Source organism: Nocardioides sp. SLBN-35 (assembly GCF_006715725.1).
Taxonomy (GTDB): Bacteria; Actinomycetota; Actinomycetes; order Propionibacteriales; family Nocardioidaceae; genus Nocardioides.
Genome location: NZ_VFNU01000001.1, coordinates 880,029 through 895,975, shown reverse-complemented (window position 1 = coordinate 895,975; position 15,947 = coordinate 880,029). Strand labels below are relative to the sequence as shown.

Sequence of the window (15,947 nt, the reverse complement as noted above, 5' to 3'; positions counted from 1 at the left end):
ACCATGTCGTTGAAGAAGGTCCTGATCGCCAACCGCGGCGAGATCGCGGTCCGGGTCATCCGTGCCGCCAAGGACGCGGGTATCGGCTCGGTCGCGGTGTACGCCGAGCCGGACGCCAACGCGCTGTTCGTGCGCCTGGCCGACGAGGCCTACTCGCTGGGCGGCTCGACGCCGGCGGAGACGTACCTCGACATCGCCAAGATCATCGAGGTCGCCAAGCAGTCGGGCGCCGACTCGGTCCACCCGGGCTACGGCTTCCTCGCCGAGAACGCCGCGTTCGCCCAGGCCGTCCTCGACGCGGGCCTGATCTGGATCGGCCCGTCCCCGGAGGCGATCGACGGCCTGGGCGACAAGGCGAAGGCGAAGCAGATCGCGCTCGCCGCCGGCGCCCCGCTGGCCCCCGGCCTCAAGGACCCGGTCAAGGACGCCGACGAGATCATCGCGTTCGCCAAGGAGCACGGCCTCCCGGTCGCCATCAAGGCGGTCTTCGGCGGTGGCGGTCGCGGCCTCAAGGTCGCCCGCACCCTCGAGGAGATCCCCGAGCTGTTCGAGTCCGCCACCCGCGAGGCGATCGGCGCGTTCGGTCGCGGCGAGTGCCTGGTCGAGAAGTTCCTCGACAAGCCGCGCCACGTCGAGACCCAGTGCCTCGCCGACTCCCACGGCAACGTCGTGGTCGTCTCGACCCGCGACTGCTCGCTGCAGCGGCGCCACCAGAAGCTGGTCGAGGAGGCGCCCGCGCCGTTCCTCACCGACGAGCAGAACGCGCGTCTCTACGAGTCCTCGAAGGCGATCCTGCGCGAGGCCGACTACGTCGGCGCCGGCACCTGCGAGTTCCTCGTCGCCGCCGACGGCACCATCTCCTTCCTCGAGGTCAACACCCGTCTCCAGGTCGAGCACTGCGTGTCCGAGGAGGTCACCGGCATCGACCTGGTCCGCGAGATGTTCCGCATCGCCGCGGGCGAGGAGCTCGGCTACGGCGACCCGGAGATCCGCGGCCACTCGATCGAGTACCGGATCAACGCCGAGGACGGCGGCAACAACTTCATGCCGGCCCCCGGCACGCTGACCGCGTGGAACCCGCCGCAGGGCCCGGGCGTCCGCGTCGACGGCGGCTACGAGGTCGGCGAGACCGTCCCGGGCGCGTTCGACTCGCTGATCGCCAAGCTGATCATCACCGGCTCCTCGCGGACGCAGGCGATCGAGCGGTCCCGCCGGGCGCTCTCGGAGTTCGAGGTCGACGGCATGCCGACCGCGATCACCTTCCACGAGGTCATCGTCAACGACCCCGCCTGGGTCGGCGCGTCCACGCCGTCGGGCGAGGGCTCCTTCGACGTCTACACCACGTGGATCGAGACCGACTTCGACAACCAGATCACGCCGTACGGCGGTGCCGCGGGCGAGGCCGACGAGGCCGGCGAGAAGCAGAAGGTCGTCGTCGAGGTCGGCGGCAAGCGGATCGAGGTCGTCCTCCCGGCCGGCCTCGGCGGACTCTCCGTCGGCGGTGGCGGCGGCACGAAGAAGCCGAAGCGCGCGGCTGGCAAGAAGGCCGGCGCCGCGGCGTCGGGCGACTCGGTCGCATCGCCCATGCAGGGCACCATCGTCAAGGTCGCGGTCGAGGAGGGCCAGGCGGTCGAGGAGGGCGACGTGGTCGTGGTCCTCGAGGCGATGAAGATGGAGCAGCCGCTCAAGGCCCACAAGGCCGGCACCATCACCGGCCTCACGGCCGAGGTCGGCGCCACGATCGGCAACGGCGAGGTCGTCTGCGAGATCAAGGACGCCAGCGCCTGAGCTTGCGAAGGCGCTGAAGGCGTCCGCAGGTCGAGGAGCGCCGGCGCGCTCGCGCCGCGAAGCAAGCGAGGTCGCGGCGCGTCACGAGACCAACGTGAGGTGATGCCGGAACTGTCCGTGGACAGTCCCGGCATCACCTCGCGGCGTCTCGAGACGGTCGCTGCGCGCCCTCCTCGACGACCGAGGCCCTCCCCGTCACGCTGACGACGGACAGGACCGCGGCGAGGGCGCACAGGGCGGCGCCGCCCCACCACGCCCAGGTGTAGGTGCCGAGCTGGTCGCGGATGACGCCGGCGCCGAGGGCGGCGACGGCGGCGCCGAGCTGGTGGGAGGCGAAGACCCAGCCGAAGACGATGGTGCCGCGCTCGCCGAACGCCTCGCGGCACAGCGCGGCGGTGGGCGGGACGGTGGCGACCCAGTCGAGGCCGTAGATCACGATGAACAGCACCATGCTGGGGTGCACGGCGTCGGCGAGCAGGCTCGGCAGCAGCAGCAGGCCGAGGCCGCGGAACAGGTAGTAGGCCACCAGCAGGGCCCGCGGGTCGAAGCGGTCGGTGAGCCAGCCGGACGCGATGGTGCCGACGATGTCGAAGACGCCGACCACGGCGAGCAGGCCGGCCGCGGTGGTGGCGGACATCCCGTGGTCGTGGGCCGAGGGGATGAAGTGGATGCCGATCAGGCCGTTGGTGGTCGCGCCGCAGATCGCGAAGGCGCCGGCGAGGGCCCAGAACGCCCGGTGCCGGGCGGCGTACGTGAGGCCCTCGACCGCCCGCCGGGTGGCTCCGCCCTCCGCCCGGGCCGGGGGCGTCCAGCCGGCGGGCGCGCCGTAGGGCGCCACCCCACGGTCCTCGGGATGGTCGCGGACGACCTGCCACACCACCGGTACGACGGCCAGCGCGGCCGCCGCGATCACCAGGGACGCCGGGCGCCAGCCCGCGCCCTCGGCGAGCGCCGCGACGATGGGCAAGAAGACCAGCTGGCCGGTCGCCGAGCCGGCGGTGAGGATCCCCATGACCAGGCCGCGGCGCTGGTCGAACCAGCGGTTCGCGATGGTGGCGGCGAAGACCAGCGCCATCGAGCCGGTGCCCAGCCCGATCAGCACCCCCCAGCACACGAGGAGCTGCCAGGACGCGGTCATCAGCACGCTGCCGCCCGACCCGAGCGCGACCAGCGAGAGCGCGGCGGCGACCACCCGTCGTACGCCGAAGCGGTCCATCAGCGCCGCCGCGAACGGCGCGGTCAGGCCGAACAGGACGAGGTTGATGCTGACCGCGAGCGACATGACGCTCGTCGACCAGCCGAACTCGTCGTGCAGCGGCACCATGAGCGCGCCGGGTGCGGCGCGGAAGCCGGCCGCGCCGATCAGCGCGAGGAAGGCGACCGCGGCCACCACCCAGGCGGGATGGACGCGGCGGCCGGTGACCGGTGGGGCGGAGATCGTCATCGAGCAGGCTTTCTTGAGCGAAGTCAGACCGGTACGCTAGCACGCATGGCCCTGCGCTCCGACTGGTCGACCGACTACTGCCCGGTCCGCCGATCCCTCGACGTGCTCGGGGACCCGTGGCTGCTGCTGATCGTGCGCGACGTGCTCCACGGCAGCGGCCGCTTCGAGCAGCTGCGCGACAACCTCGGCATCTCCGAGGCCGTCCTCAGCCGGCGCCTGCGGGCGATGCGCGAGGCCGGGCTGCTCGACACCGTCGACTACGTGCGCGACGGCCGCACCCGCCAGCGGTACGTCGCCACCGAGGCCGCCGCCGACCTCCTCCCCCTGCTCCAGCAGCTCGCGATCTGGGGTGAGAAGCACACCCGGCTGCCCGAGGGCGGCTCGCACATGGGACTGCGGCACGAGACCTGCGGCCAGGAGACCACGCGGGCCGAGACCTGCAGCGCCTGCGGCGAGCCGCTGCGTCCCGAGGACATGACCTGGGTCAAGCCGTGGCGCGGTGCCGAGCACCGGCTGCGGGCCGCCGGCAGCTGACCCCTACGGTGGAGCCGTGTTGCTCTACGAGTTCGAGGGCCGGCGGCCCCAGGTCCACCCCGAGGCGTTCGTCGCGCCGACCGCGACCCTGATCGGCGACGTACGCATCGAGAAGGGCGCCAGCGTCTGGTACGGCGCCGTCCTCCGCGCCGACATCTGCACGATCATCGTGCGCGAGGGCTCGAACATCCAGGACAACTCGGTCGTCCACGGCGCGCCCGACGTCGTCGTCGACATCGGCCCGAACGCCACCGTGGCCCACGCCTGCGTGTTCCACGGCGACACCATGGGCGAGAAGTCGCTGCTCGGCAACGGCAGCACCGTCCTCGACCACGCCACGATCGGCGCCGGCTCGCTCGTCGCCGCCGGCGCGGTCGTCACGCCGGGCACGAAGATCCCCGACGGCGTACTCGCCGCCGGCGCCCCGGCCGAGACGAAGCGGCCGATCGAGGGCACCGGCGCTCACTTCTGGGTCGAGACCAACGCCGCCTACTACGCCGAGCTGGCTCAGCGGCACCGCGCGGGCGTCGTACCGGTCGACGGCATGTCCTGACGGACCTCGTCCTCGTACGAGGACATTTTGACTTTGTCTTCGTACGAGGACAAATGGATAATGTCCTCGTACGAAGACAACGGAGGGCCCGGATGACCGACATCGAGATTCCCGACTGGACCAAGCTGGGTTCCACGATCCGCTCGGAGCGCAAGCGTGCCGGCCTCAGCCAGCAGGCACTCGCCTCACGCGCCTCCCTCTCCCGTTCCTGGCTCGCGCGCTTGGAGGCCGGCCATCGAACGGCCGAGCTCGAGAGCGTCATGCGCCTGCTCCGCGCCCTCGACCTCACTCTCGTCCTGCGCCGCGCGGACGACGCCGACGACCACCCCCCTGCCCACCGGGCGACCACTGCCGACGACCCGGCATTCACAGCTGCCTTCGAGTCCCTCTTGGACCAGCACCGGCGCGCCTCGGACACCCGATCGCAGACCTGGACCGACTCGCTTGCCGACGGTGGGCGTGACCGTGACTGAGCGACTGACCGTCGTTCTCTACGGCCAGCCCGTCGGGCACCTCGAGCGCACCGGATCCGACGACCCGAGCTTCACCTACAGCGCCGAGTACGCCGCAACCGGCCGCACCCCCCTGTCCTCCCGGCTTCCCATCGCGCCCCAGACCTATCGGTCCGATCGCGTCCTCCCCTACCTCCGCGGACTGCTTCCCGAGAACCTCCAGACCCGCCAGCAATGGGCGGCCCGCCTCGACACCACACCCGACGATGCCTTCGGCCTCCTGGCAGCGATGGGCTGGGACTGCCCCGGTGCCGTCCAGTTCACGCCCGAGACGCAGATCGAGGACCTCCGGCTCCGCGGGGCCGAGCTGACCCCGCTGACCGAACACGACATCGCCGAACGCCTGCGCACCCTGCAGGACCGGCCCGCATCCTGGACGCTGCCGGGAGAGCACTGGTCGCTCGGCGGCCAGCAGGAGAAGTTCGCCCTCACCTGGATCGACGGCCAGTGGCACGAGACAGGAGGATCCGCGGTGACGACGCACATCGTGAAGCCGGGCATCAGAGTCCTGCACCACCAAGCCATGGTCGAGCACGTCACCATGCGTGCGGCCGCGGCCACTGGCGTCAGCGTCGCGGAGAGCCGACTGCTGCGGTTCGAGGACCAGTGGGCCATCGTCGTCGACCGATTCGACCGCATCACCGCGGCCGCCAAGATCTTCCGGCTCCACCAGGAGGACTTCTGTCAAGCGCTGGGCCGGTTGCCGGAGAGGAAGTACGAGTCGGCCGGCGGTCCGCGTCTTCGCGACATGGCCGATCTGGTCCGCAGGCAGATGACGCAGCCCGCCGACGACCTCCGCGCCCTCGCGGACTTCGCCGCGGTCAACCTGGTTGCCGGCGCTCCCGACGGCCACGCCAAGAACATCTCCTTGATCCTCGGCCCCGACGGCAGCCGCTGGGTCGCTCCGCTCTACGACCTCGCCACCGGGCTGACCTACGATCCCGAGGCAGTCGAGCGCAGCCTCGCGCTGTCGATCGGCGGCGAGCGGATCTTCAACAGGATCCGCGGCAAGCAGTGGGCGAAGGCCGCCGAGGTCCTCGGCCTCGCGCCCGACCTCCTTCTCCAGCGCGTCGCCGCCATGGCATCCGCCTTCCCGCCGGCGTTCGAGAATGCGCTCGCCGACATCGGCGACGCCCCGGGTGCGACCGAGGTGGCCGAGCGCACCCTGCCCGTCCTCCAGAAGCACTGCAGTGAGGTGGTGGCCCGACTCACGGAGTGACGGCCCCGATCACGAAACTCCAGCTCCCAGCATGTCGCGGAGCAGGTCGATCGCCGCCGCGACCAAACAGGAGCCACACCGCACGCTCGGGCAGGACGGCCGCGCACCGGCGAATCCTGACCCGAACGCCCGCGCCGGCTCGTCGACACCTGACGAGACGGGCCGTCGGCATGCCCCGGGCCCTTGACACATGTCTGACAGGTGAGGAACGTCCTGTCTGACAGATCACGGACCCCGGGAGGACCCCATGACCGCAACGACCCACGCGTCGGCCAACCGCGATGTCGTCGTCCACAGCCTGACCGACTTCGCCTCGCTCGCCGTCGTCGGTGGCGAGCACACCGTCGTCATCGACGAGCCGCGCGAGTTCGAGGGCGGCGGTACGGCGCCCAACCCGTTCGGCCTCGTCCTGTCGGCGCTCGGCGGCTGCATGGCCGGCACCCTGCGCGGCGTCGCGCGACAGCACGGCTTCGACTACGACCGCGCCGAGATCCGGCTCTCACTGCGGATCAACCGGCCGACCTCGGGGCCGCTGGACCCCGGCGAGCGGGAGCTGCGGATCTCGCGGATCATCGCGGAGGTCACGGTCCACGGCGACCTCACCACCGAGCAGCAGGAAGCCCTGCGCAACGGCATCGAGACCTGCCCGGTCGGCAACACGCTGCGCCGCGGGCTCACCCTGCAGGAGTCGATCGCGTTCGAGGCCGCGGCGTGAGCGCGCCGTACGACCTGCTCGTCACCGGCGCCCGCCTGGCCGACGGATCGCCGGCGGCGCTGGGGATCCGCGACGGTCGCTACGCCCACGTCGGCCCGCAGGCACCGCACGGCGCGACCGCCACGACGACCATCGACGCCGCGGGCGGGCTGGTGACGGAGTCCTTCGTCAACGGGCACATGCACCTGGAGAAGGTGCACACCCTGGACCGCGCGGGTGACGGCGCACTGGCGGCGTACACGTCCGGGAGCATGGGCGCGGCGCTGCGCTCGATCGTGCGGGAGGCGAGCGGGGTGAAGCGGCAGTACGACCGGGCCTGGCTCGAGCCCAACATCCGCAGGGCGCTCGACGCCGCACTCGCCCACGGGGTGCTGCACCTCCAGGCCTTCGTCGACGTGGACACCACCGCGCGACTGGTCGGGATGGAGGCGGTGCTGGCGGTACGCGAGGAGTACCGCGACCTGCTCGACATCCAGGTCGTGGCCTTCCCGCAGGACGGGCTGCTGCGCGACCCGGGAGCCGCGGCACTGTGCGAGGAGGCACTGCGACTGGGGGCCGACGTGGTGGGCGGGATCCCCTGGATCGAGATGACCGACGCCGATGCGAAGGCACACGTGGAGTGGGCATGCCGGCTGGCGGCCGCGCAGGGCAAGCGGGTGGCGATGCTCGTCGACGACGCCGGCGACCCGGGGTTGCGTACGACGCAGATGCTGGCCGAGGCGATGATCGAGCACGACCTGCGCGGACGCGGCGTGGCGTGCCACGCGCGGGCCCTGGCGACGTACCCGCAGCCGACGCTGCAGCGGCTGATGGACCTCGCCCACGCGGCCGGACTGGGCTTCGTGTCCGACCCGCACACGGGGCCGCTGCACCTGCCGGTGCGGGACTTCCTCGAGGACGGCATCCCGGTCGCGCTGGGCCAGGACGACATCGAGGACGCGTACTACCCGTTCGGCCGGCACAGCATGCTCGAGGTCGCCTTCCTCGCCGCCCACACCCTGCGCTTCCTGACCGCCGCCGACCAGCGGTTGCTGCTCGAGCTGATCACGACCCGGGCGGCCGACGTGCTCGGCGTCGCGGACCACGCGATCGCGGAGGGCAACCCGGCGAACCTGTGCGTGCACGCCGACAGACGGTTGCGCGACGTGCTCACCGAGCACGCCCGGCCACGCTGGGTGATCCGCGAGGGTCGGGTCGTCGCCGAGTCGGAGACCACGACCCGTCTCCAGCGCTGAGCCTGGCTACTGGCTACCAGTCGGCGCGACGCACCATCGCGTAGCGGAACGCGCCGCGCACGTGCACCTCACGGGTCCAGTAGCAGACCGTGCCGGTGCGACCGATCCCGGTCGCCTCGAGGGTCATCGCCGCCTCACCCTCGGGGCGTCCGGTCAGCCCGGCGTCCACGGCCGACAGGCCGTCGGCGCCGGGCCACACCAGCTCCCAGCCGACCTGCTCGCCGGCCAGCTCCCGCGCCAGCGCGGGCATCGGCGCCGCAGGGTCGAGGCCGGCCGGGTCCACCCCCGTCAGGATCGGTACGACGTCACGCGCCACCAGCACCGGCTCACCGTCGGCGGACCACACCTTGGTGGTGCGCAGCACGCCCTGGCGCGGCGATAGGTCGTACGCATCGGCCTCGTCGAGGCTCACCTCGCCGACCTCCACGGACACGACCTCGAGCGACGGCGTGCGGCCCATCGCGGCGATCAGCTCGGCACTGTCGAGGCGCTGCTCGAAGCGGGCGGGGATACCCAGCAGCGAGCTGTTGACCGTGGTGTCGGCGCCCTTGCGGCGGTGGATGAAGCCGCGCTCCTCCAGCCGGACCAGGGCCTCGCGCACCGCCGGCCGGCTGATCTCCAGCGACGCGGCGAGCGTGGTCTCCCCCGGCATCGGCCCGCCCCGCTCGGCCGCGTCCGCCCAGAGCCTCTGCAGCCGGCGCTCGACCGGCTCGGGCAGGTCGGCGTCGCTCACGGCGCCACCCTAGATGAGACTGCTACCTTCCCGGACCATGGTCGGACTGAGTGTGCTGGTCGGCGGTGGTCGTGACGAGACGCAGGTACGCGCGCTGCTCGCGCCCTTCGTGGCCGCCCTCGCGGGCGGTGAGGCGGCCTGCGTGGTCGTCGACGACGGCGAGGGCGTCGACCTCGACCGCTGGCGCGGCGTGCTCGCCGACGCCGCGGCGGTGCGCACCGTCGTCCTCGAGGAGGGACGCCCGCTCATCGCCGAGGACGTCGCCGGCAGCGCCGGGGTGTTCGTCGCCGGCGGACTCACCCCGCTGTACGCCGAGCTCGTGGTCCCCGCCCGCGCCGCACTGGCCGCCCTCCCCTACGCCGGCTTCTCGGCCGGCGCGGCGATCGCGGCCGAGCGCGCGATCGTCGGCGGCTGGACGTACGACGCTCGCCAGGTCGCGCCCGAGGACGCCGGCGAGGACCTCGACGACCTGACCGTGGTCGCCGGCCTGGGCCGGGTCGACTTCGCCGTGGACGTCCATGCTGCCCAGTGGGGCACCCTCCAGCGCGCGGTCGCAGCGGTCCGCGCCGGGCTGGTCACCCAGGCCCGGGCGATCGACGAGCACACCGCGGTCGTCGTACGAGACGGCGTGGTCGAGGTCGTCGGCGCCGGGTCGGCGCTGCAGGTGCGGCCCGCCGAGGGCGGCGTCCTCGTCAGCTGAGTCGGCCGACGGAGACGATGGCGCCCTGGCCGGCCTCGCGGTCGAGCGAGCGGCCGATGACCATCCGCTGGATCTGGTTGGTGCCCTCGAAGATCTGCATCACCTTGGCCTCGCGCATGTAGCGCTCGACCGGGAAGTCCTTGGTGTAGCCGGCGCCGCCGAGCACCTGGACGGCGTCGGTGGTCACCTTCATGGCGGCGTCGGTGGCGACCAGCTTGGCGATCGAGGCCTCGCGGGAGAACGGCAGGCCGAGGTCCTTGAGGCGGGCGGCGTGCAGCACGGTGGCGCGGGCGGACTGGATCGCGGCCTCCATGTCGGCGAGCACGAAGGCCAGGCCCTGGTGGTCGATGATCCGCTGCCCGAAGGCCTCGCGCTGCTGGGCGTAGGCGACCGCGCGGTCGAGCGCGCCCTGGGCCAGGCCGGTCGCGACGGCGGCGATGCCGAGACGACCGGCATCGAGGCCGGCGAGGGCGATCTTGAGCCCCTGGCCCTCGGCGCCGAGGCGCTGCTCGACGGGGACCCGGACGTCCTCGAAGCGCACCGTCGCGGTGGTCGAGCCCATCAGGCCCATCTTGTCCTCGGGGGCGTCGGCCGACAGGCCGGGGGTGTCGGCACGGACCAGGAAGCAGGAGATGTCGCCGCGGCCCTCGCCCGTGCGGGCCATGACCTTGTAGAAGTCGGCCTGGCCGCCGTGGGTGACCCATGCCTTGGCGCCGTTGATGACGTACGCGTCGCCGTCGAGCCGGGCGCGCGTGCGCATCGCGGCCGGGTCGGAGCCGGCGTGCGCCTCGGAGAGGCAGTAGGCGCCGAGGAGGTCACCCCCGAGCATCTCCGGGAGCCACGCCGCGCGCTGCTCGTCGGTCCCGGCGGTGGCCAGGCCGAAGCAGCTCAGCGCGTGCACCGAGACGCCGACGCCGACGCTGGACCAGACCGAGCCGATCTCCTCGAGCACCTGAAGGTAGACCTCGTACGGCAGCCCGCCGCCGCCGATCTCCTCGGGGTAGGGCAGGCCGAGGAAGCCGGCCCGGCCGAGCAGCCGGAACACCTCGCGCGGGAAGGTGCCCGTCGCCTCGGCCTCCGCGGCGCGCGGCAACAGCTCGTCGGTGGCGAGCTGGCGCGCCAGGCGGAGCAGGTCGGCGTACTCCTCGGACGCCATCAGGCGACGTGCGGGCATCGGGTCCTCCGTGATCTGAGTACTGAAATGGTGATCCTGGTACGGACTACGGTACGCCTTTCGTTGCTAACCTGCCAGCGTGCAGCAGCAGCGAACCCTCCCGGCGCGCACCCGCCAGCGCCGTGACGCGCTGCTCGACGAGCTGGTCGACCTGTTCCTGGCCGAGGGCTTCGCCGCCTTCGGGATCGGCGAGCTGGCCCAGCGGCTGTCCTGCTCACGCAGCACGCTCTACCTGGTCGCGCCCAGCAAGGAGCAGGTGATCACCGCGACGGTTCGGCAGTTCTTCAAGCGCGCCGCCGAACGGATCGAGGAACGCGTCGAGGCAGCCCCCGACCCGGCGGACCGGCTCTCGACGTACCTCACCGCGGTGGCCGACGAGCTCGCCCCCGCCTCGCCGCAGTTCTACGCCGACCTCGCCGGCTTCCCGCCCGGGGCCGAGGTCTACCGCGCCAACACCGCGCAGGCCGCCGCGCGCGTGCAGGCGCTGGTCACCGAGGGCGTCGAGGCGGGCACCCTGCGCCAGGTCAACGCGACCTTCGTCGGCGCCGCCGTCGCCGAGGTGATGGACGCGATCGGCGACGGCCGCATCGGTACGGCGACCGGGCTCGACGACGCGCAGGCCTACCAGGCGCTGGTCGACCTGGTCGCCACCGGCCTGCGGGTCGGGCGACCCGGCGGGTGATCTTGCGCCGAAGCACCAGTACCGGTGAACCATCACCACTAAGGTGCCGGCATGCGCCTCCCCCACAAGGGCAGCGGCCCGGCCGCGCTCGTGATCGCCCTCCTCGCCCTCCTCGTCGCGGTGTCCGGCAGCTCGTACGCGGCGGTGACCGCGCACCGCAACTCCGTCGACACCGCCGCCCTGCAGCACCATGCCGTCACTCGCGGCAAGATCGCCCAGGGCGCCGTCGGCTCCGGCAAGGTGCTCGACGGCAGTCTGCGCGCACGTGACTTCCGCACCGGCGAGCTCCCCGCAGGCACGCCCGGCGCCGCCGGGGTGAACGGCCTGCCGGGCCAGCAGGGCCAGCAGGGCGCTGCCGGCGCGCCTGGACCCGTCGGCCCCCAGGGACCCGCCGGTCCGGTCGGCCCCATCGGACCCATCGGCCCGGTCGGCCCCCAAGGCGTGGCCGGCGCGGACGGCACACCGGGGAGCGCCTACACGGCCTACGAGTGGAGCGCAGCCAACGCCATCGCGATCCCCATCCTGGTGGCCAACACCCCGCAGAACGTCAGTGGCGTCGAGTTCACCAAGCTCGGCGACGGACCGGCCTTCCTCGGCAGCCCCACGGGACTGTCGTTCACCCGCACCGGCACCTACCGGATCAGCTACGGCCTGGACCTCCAGCCGCCGCTCGCGCTGGTGACCATGTCCGCCTTCGCCACCAAGGGCGCCGACGGCCTGCCGACCGACCCGGTCGTGCCCGGCAGCCAGGTCAGCCGGACCGTGAGCAACGCGGTCCTCGCCCCCGAGCGGATCAGCCAGGACTTCCTGGTCGAGGTCAGCGCCGGCCAGACCGTGACCGTGTACGTGCAGACCAACCTGCTCGGCGTCGTCCGCACCAGCCAGCAGGTCGACGTGGAACTGGTCAGCTGAGGTTGACCGTGCGCGCGGCCTGAGCCGTTCACACTGGGCAGGTGACCGACCTGATCGCACCCCTGCTCGCCGCCCGCGCCGGCGGCTTCCGGCCCTCCCCGGTCCGGGACTTCTGGGAGGTGTCGATGGAGCCCGGGATCATCTCCCTGGCCGGCGGCAACCCCGACCTGTCGGTCCTGCCGCTCGGCGAGCTCGGCGAGGTGGCGGCGCGGGTGATCCGCGACCGAGGCCTCGAGGTCCTGCAGTACGGCGGCGGCACCGGCGCGCCGGGCACTCGCGAGGCCGTCGCCCGGACGATGGCCGCCGAGGGCATCCCGGTCGACCCCGCGGACGTGCAGGTGACCGCGGGATCCCAGATGGCGCTCGACCTGGTGGTCAAGCTGCTGTTCGACCCGGGCGACGTGGTGCTGGCCGAGGGGCCGTCGTACGTCGGGGCGATCGGGCTGTTCGTCGGCATGCAGGTCGACGTCGTGCACGTACCGATCGACGACGACGGCCTGGTGCCGGCCGCGTTGGAGGAGACCGTCGCGCGGCTGCGCGCGGAGGGCCGCCGGGTCAAGGCGCTGTACACGATCCCGAACTTCCACAACCCGAGCGGCGTGACGCTCGCGGCACAGCGGCGGCCCGACGTGGTGCGGATCTGCCGCGACGCGGGGATCACCGTCATCGAGGACAACCCGTACGGGCTGCTGTCCTTCGACGGCGCGTCCCTGCCGAGCCTGCGCTCGCTCGACCCCGACAACGTGGTCTACCTGGGCTCGTTCTCCAAGGTCGTCGCCCCCGGCCTCCGGGTCGGCTGGGCGGTCGCGCCCGAGCCGCTGCGCCGGCCGCTGCAGCTGGCCTCGGAGGCCACCGTGATCTGCGCGTCGGTGCTGAGCCAGGCCGTCGTCGAGGAGTACGTCCTGCGCCACGACTGGCTCGCCGTCCTGGCCCGGGCCCGGCGGCTCTACGAGTCCCGCGCGGGTGCCGTGCTCGACGCTCTGGCCGGCGCGGGGCCCGGCGTCAGCTGGTCGGTGCCGCGCGGCGGCTTCTTCACGTGGGTCACGCTGCCCGCCGGCAGTGACGTGCACGGGGTGCTCGACGCCGCCATCGAGCGGCGGGTCGTGTTCGTGCCCGGGTCTGCGTTCCACGCCGACGGCGGCGGCACGAACCAGCTGCGGCTGGCGTTCTCGCTGGAGAAGGAGGACGTCCTCGCCGAGGGGGTCCGACGCCTGCTGGATGCGATCGCCGAGGTGGCCGCGGCCTGAAGCCCGGATCCAGCCTGAGGCCGTCAGGTTCGGGTCAGGTGTCCTCGGGCGCCGGGTCGCGCGGCGCCGGCGCCGGTCCGTGCCGGGCGACAGCCTGGTGCAGGGGCAGGGCGATGTGGCCGCGGCGGCGCACACCGGTGGCCGCGTCGACGACGTAGAGCCACACCACGCCAGGGACGGCGGAGCGGGCGAGCTGCACCCGGCACCGGTTCGAGATCCCCGGCAGCGTGACGACGTCACCGGGTTCGAGCTGGGCGGCGGTGACGGTCTCGTCGGTGCCCTCGTCCATGCGGCCTGTCCGCTCCTTCGTTCGGTCCCCGTGTGGATGACGATATGAAGACTTCTTCAAGTGATGTATCATAGCGGTTACAGCGACGACGAGAGGAAGGCGGGGCGATGGGAGTGCCGCTCTACCAGACCAAGGCCGAGTTCTTCCGCACCCTCGGCCACCCGGCCCGGATCCGGATCCTCGAGCTGCTCTCCGAGCGCGACCACGCGGTCCACGAGCTGCTCGAGCAGATCGCGATCGAGCCGAGCAACCTCTCGCAGCAGCTCGCGGTGTTGCGTCGTACGTCGCTCGTCGTGTCGCGCCGCGAGGGCACCGCCGTCGTCTACTCCATCAGCGCGCCCGAGGTGCGCGACCTGCTGCTGTCGGCGCGCAGGATCCTGGTCGGGCTCGCCGAGACCCGCACCGACTTCGAGGACGAGCTGATGGTGCCGGGCACCCGATGACCGCCCGATGACCACCCGATGACCACCCGATGACCACCCGATGACCACCCGATGACCACCCGATGACCACCCGATGACCACCGTGCTCGCGCGCCTGCGCCAGCTGGCGCCGCGCCGCGCCGACTGGGCCCAGGCCGACCTGCGCCACGACCTCACCGCCGGGGTGATGGTCGCCCTCGTGGCACTCCCACTGGCACTCGGCTTCGGGGTCAGCTCGGGTGTCGGCGCCGGCGCCGGCATCGTCACGGCGGTCGTCGCCGGTGCCGTCGCCGCGGTCTTCGGCGGCAGCCACGTCCAGGTCAGCGGACCGACCGGCGCGATGACCGTCGTCCTCATCCCCATCGTCGCCGCGCACGGCGCCGACGGCGTCCTCGTGGTCGGGCTGCTCGCCGGACTGATGCTGCTGGCGCTGGCGCTCACCGGCGCCGGCCGGGCGATCAGGTACGTCCCCGTGCCGGTGATCGAGGGCTTCACCGCCGGGATCGCCGTGATCATCGCGCTGCAGCAGCTGCCCGCCGCGCTCGGCGTCGACGTACACGCCGAGAGGATCCTGGTCCTCGCCGCGGACGCCGTACGAGCGTGGGCCCAGGCCCCGACCTGGGGCGCGCCCGCAACCGCGCTCGGCGTCGCGGCCCTCATCGTCGTGCTCGCCCGGGTGCGCGCGGGCTTCCCCGTCGCTCTCGTCCTCGTCGTGGCCGCCACCGTGGCGAACGCACTGCTGGCCGGCCGCGGTGGCGATCGCCCACTCGCCACGATCGGCGAGATCCCCTCCGGCCTGCCCGTGCCGCACCTGCCCGGGGTCCCCTGGGGCGACCTCGACACCCTCGTGCTGGCCGCGGTCGCCGTCGCGGCCCTGGGGGCGCTGGAGAGCCTGCTGTCCGCCACCGTCGCCGACGCGATGAGCGTCGGGCAGCGGCACGACCCCGACCGCGAGCTGCTCGGGCAGGGCCTGGCCAACCTCGCCAGCCCGTTGTTCGGCGGCATCCCCGCCACCGCGGCGATCGCGCGTACGGCGGTCAACGTGCGCTCCGGAGCCCGCTCGCGGCTCGCCGCCCTGACCCATGCCGTGCTGCTGCTGGCCGTCGTGCTGGTGGCGGCACGCTGGGTGGGCCAGATCCCGCTCGCCGCACTCGCCGGCGTACTGATCGCCACCGCGGTCCAGATGGTCCGGGTGTCCAGCCTCGCGCCGCTCCTGCGCGCGACCCGCGGCGACGCCGCGACCCTGGTCCTGACCGCGGTCGCCACGGTCGCCCTCGACCTCGTCCAGGCCGTTCTCGTCGGCCTGGCGGCCGCGGGCTTCTTCGCCCTTCGCCACACGGCCGCGACGGCCCGGCTGGAGGAGGTGCCGCTCGACGAGAGCGACCATCACGACGAGGAGCGCCGCCTGCTCGACGAGCAGATCGTCGCCTACCGCCTCGACGGCCCGCTCTTCTTCGCCGCCGCCCACGACTTCCTGCTCGAGCTCGCCGAGGTCAGCCGGGTCCGGGTCGTCGTGCTCCGGATGTCGCACCTGACCGCCGTCGACGCCACCGGCGCCCACGTGCTCGCCGACACCATCGGCCGCTTGGAGCAGCGTGGCGTCACCGTCCTGCTCTCCGGCACCCGCCCCGAGCACGTCGCCGTCCTCGAGCAGCTCGGCGTGCACCGCCAGCTGGCCCATGAGCGGCACCTGTTCGCGACGACACCGGAGGCCATCGAGCACGCGCGCCTGCACGCCGCGCGGGTCGCGCACGAGCCGGGTCAGGCGGCCCGCCCCTAGGTTGTCGG

At 72.8% G+C, this 15,947-nt stretch carries 17 protein-coding genes; 13 read left to right on the top strand and 4 right to left on the bottom strand.

Features of this window, described 5'->3' with window-relative positions:
• Positions 1-9 precede the first annotated feature (9 nt).
• Positions 10-1,788, top strand: a complete 1,779-nt coding sequence (locus FBY23_RS04405) for an acetyl/propionyl/methylcrotonyl-CoA carboxylase subunit alpha (RefSeq protein WP_396954510.1) — start codon at positions 10-12, stop codon at positions 1,786-1,788.
• 133 nt (positions 1,789-1,921) lie between these two features.
• Here the strand turns inward: FBY23_RS04405 and FBY23_RS04400 are convergent, their stop codons facing one another.
• Positions 1,922-3,232: an MFS transporter gene (locus FBY23_RS04400; protein ID WP_141797039.1), complete on the bottom strand. Its 1,311-nt coding sequence runs from the start codon at positions 3,230-3,232 to the stop codon at positions 1,922-1,924.
• 45 nt (positions 3,233-3,277) lie between these two features.
• Between FBY23_RS04400 and FBY23_RS04395 the strand changes: the two genes are divergently transcribed.
• The 6 genes from FBY23_RS04395 to FBY23_RS04370 all read left to right on the top strand — a co-directional run bounded on the left by FBY23_RS04395 (position 3,278) and on the right by FBY23_RS04370 (position 8,000).
• Positions 3,278-3,766, top strand: coding sequence for a helix-turn-helix domain-containing protein (locus tag FBY23_RS04395; RefSeq protein ID WP_141797038.1), 489 nt, complete (start codon positions 3,278-3,280; stop codon positions 3,764-3,766).
• A 16-nt stretch (positions 3,767-3,782) separates the two neighbouring features.
• Positions 3,783-4,319 carry a gamma carbonic anhydrase family protein gene (locus FBY23_RS04390; protein WP_141797037.1) on the top strand — a complete coding sequence of 179 codons (537 nt, stop codon included), beginning with the start codon at positions 3,783-3,785 and terminating at the stop codon, positions 4,317-4,319.
• Between the two features lie 92 nt (positions 4,320-4,411).
• Positions 4,412-4,792, top strand: coding sequence for a helix-turn-helix domain-containing protein (locus FBY23_RS04385; RefSeq protein ID WP_141797036.1), 381 nt, complete (start codon positions 4,412-4,414; stop codon positions 4,790-4,792).
• Entirely contained in the window at positions 4,785-6,050 is a 1,266-nt protein-coding gene (locus FBY23_RS04380) for a type II toxin-antitoxin system HipA family toxin (protein ID WP_141797035.1), read from the top strand. Before FBY23_RS04385 ends, FBY23_RS04380 begins: the two co-directional genes overlap by 8 nt.
• A 247-nt stretch (positions 6,051-6,297) precedes the next feature.
• Positions 6,298-6,765 carry an OsmC family protein gene (locus FBY23_RS04375; RefSeq protein WP_141797034.1) on the top strand — a complete coding sequence of 156 codons (468 nt, stop codon included), beginning with the start codon at positions 6,298-6,300 and terminating at the stop codon, positions 6,763-6,765.
• Entirely contained in the window at positions 6,762-8,000 is a 1,239-nt protein-coding gene (locus tag FBY23_RS04370) for an amidohydrolase family protein (RefSeq protein WP_141797033.1), read from the top strand. Before FBY23_RS04375 ends, FBY23_RS04370 begins: the two co-directional genes overlap by 4 nt.
• Positions 8,001-8,013: 13 nt before the next feature.
• Here FBY23_RS04370 and FBY23_RS04365 read toward each other — a convergent pair whose 3' ends face one another.
• On the bottom strand, positions 8,014-8,733 hold the full coding sequence (locus FBY23_RS04365; RefSeq protein WP_141797032.1) for a GntR family transcriptional regulator: 720 nt from the start codon (positions 8,731-8,733) through the stop codon (positions 8,014-8,016).
• Between the two features lie 37 nt (positions 8,734-8,770).
• Here FBY23_RS04365 and FBY23_RS04360 point away from each other — a divergent pair, with 37 nt between their 5' ends.
• Positions 8,771-9,433 (top strand): peptidase S51, encoded by a 663-nt coding sequence (locus FBY23_RS04360; protein ID WP_141797031.1) that lies wholly within the window; start codon positions 8,771-8,773, stop codon positions 9,431-9,433.
• On the opposite strand, the gene FBY23_RS04355 is transcribed toward FBY23_RS04360, so the two are convergent.
• Positions 9,426-10,607 carry an acyl-CoA dehydrogenase family protein gene (locus FBY23_RS04355; RefSeq protein ID WP_141797030.1) on the bottom strand — a complete coding sequence of 394 codons (1,182 nt, stop codon included), beginning with the start codon at positions 10,605-10,607 and terminating at the stop codon, positions 9,426-9,428. The genes FBY23_RS04360 and FBY23_RS04355 overlap by 8 nt on opposite strands.
• Positions 10,608-10,686: 79 nt before the next feature.
• On the opposite strand from FBY23_RS04355, the gene FBY23_RS04350 reads away from it, so the two are divergent.
• The 3 genes from FBY23_RS04350 to FBY23_RS04335 are packed head-to-tail and all read left to right on the top strand — an operon-like array spanning position 10,687 to position 13,448.
• Positions 10,687-11,289 carry a TetR/AcrR family transcriptional regulator gene (locus FBY23_RS04350; RefSeq protein WP_141797029.1) on the top strand — a complete coding sequence of 201 codons (603 nt, stop codon included), beginning with the start codon at positions 10,687-10,689 and terminating at the stop codon, positions 11,287-11,289.
• A gap of 51 nt (positions 11,290-11,340) precedes the next feature.
• Positions 11,341-12,201: a collagen-like protein gene (locus tag FBY23_RS25860; RefSeq protein ID WP_160158155.1), complete on the top strand. Its 861-nt coding sequence runs from the start codon at positions 11,341-11,343 to the stop codon at positions 12,199-12,201.
• Between the two features lie 41 nt (positions 12,202-12,242).
• Complete coding sequence (locus FBY23_RS04335) at positions 12,243-13,448, top strand: PLP-dependent aminotransferase family protein (protein ID WP_222117722.1); 1,206 nt, start codon at positions 12,243-12,245, stop codon at positions 13,446-13,448.
• A 34-nt stretch (positions 13,449-13,482) separates the two neighbouring features.
• On the opposite strand, the gene FBY23_RS04330 is transcribed toward FBY23_RS04335, so the two are convergent.
• A complete protein-coding gene (locus FBY23_RS04330; RefSeq protein ID WP_141797027.1) occupies positions 13,483-13,737 on the bottom strand; it encodes a hypothetical protein in 255 nt (84 codons plus the stop codon).
• Positions 13,738-13,844: 107 nt separating this feature from the next.
• Here FBY23_RS04330 and FBY23_RS04325 point away from each other — a divergent pair, with 107 nt between their 5' ends.
• Together FBY23_RS04325 and FBY23_RS04320 are read left to right on the top strand one after the other, a co-directional pair.
• The gene (locus FBY23_RS04325; protein ID WP_141797026.1) at positions 13,845-14,180 is read left to right on the top strand and encodes a metalloregulator ArsR/SmtB family transcription factor; all 336 of its coding nucleotides are present in this window, start codon (positions 13,845-13,847) and stop codon (positions 14,178-14,180) included.
• 73 nt (positions 14,181-14,253) lie between these two features.
• A complete protein-coding gene (locus tag FBY23_RS04320) occupies positions 14,254-15,939 on the top strand; it encodes a SulP family inorganic anion transporter (protein ID WP_141797025.1) in 1,686 nt (561 codons plus the stop codon).
• The last annotated feature ends 8 nt before the right edge of the window (positions 15,940-15,947 follow it).

Coding starts and splice junctions, on each gene's coding strand:
- FBY23_RS04400 (WP_141797039.1), bottom strand. CDS start 3,232: ATGACGATCTCCGCCCCACCGGTCACCGGCCGCCGCGTCCATCCCGCC.
- FBY23_RS04395 (WP_141797038.1), top strand. CDS start 3,278: ATGGCCCTGCGCTCCGACTGGTCGACCGACTACTGCCCGGTCCGCCGA.
- FBY23_RS04385 (WP_141797036.1), top strand. CDS start 4,412: ATGACCGACATCGAGATTCCCGACTGGACCAAGCTGGGTTCCACGATC.
- FBY23_RS04375 (WP_141797034.1), top strand. CDS start 6,298: ATGACCGCAACGACCCACGCGTCGGCCAACCGCGATGTCGTCGTCCAC.
- FBY23_RS04360 (WP_141797031.1), top strand. CDS start 8,771: ATGGTCGGACTGAGTGTGCTGGTCGGCGGTGGTCGTGACGAGACGCAG.
- FBY23_RS04355 (WP_141797030.1), bottom strand. CDS start 10,607: ATGCCCGCACGTCGCCTGATGGCGTCCGAGGAGTACGCCGACCTGCTC.
- FBY23_RS25860 (WP_160158155.1), top strand. CDS start 11,341: ATGCGCCTCCCCCACAAGGGCAGCGGCCCGGCCGCGCTCGTGATCGCC.
- FBY23_RS04330 (WP_141797027.1), bottom strand. CDS start 13,737: ATGGACGAGGGCACCGACGAGACCGTCACCGCCGCCCAGCTCGAACCC.
- FBY23_RS04325 (WP_141797026.1), top strand. CDS start 13,845: ATGGGAGTGCCGCTCTACCAGACCAAGGCCGAGTTCTTCCGCACCCTC.
- FBY23_RS04320 (WP_141797025.1), top strand. CDS start 14,254: ATGACCACCGTGCTCGCGCGCCTGCGCCAGCTGGCGCCGCGCCGCGCC.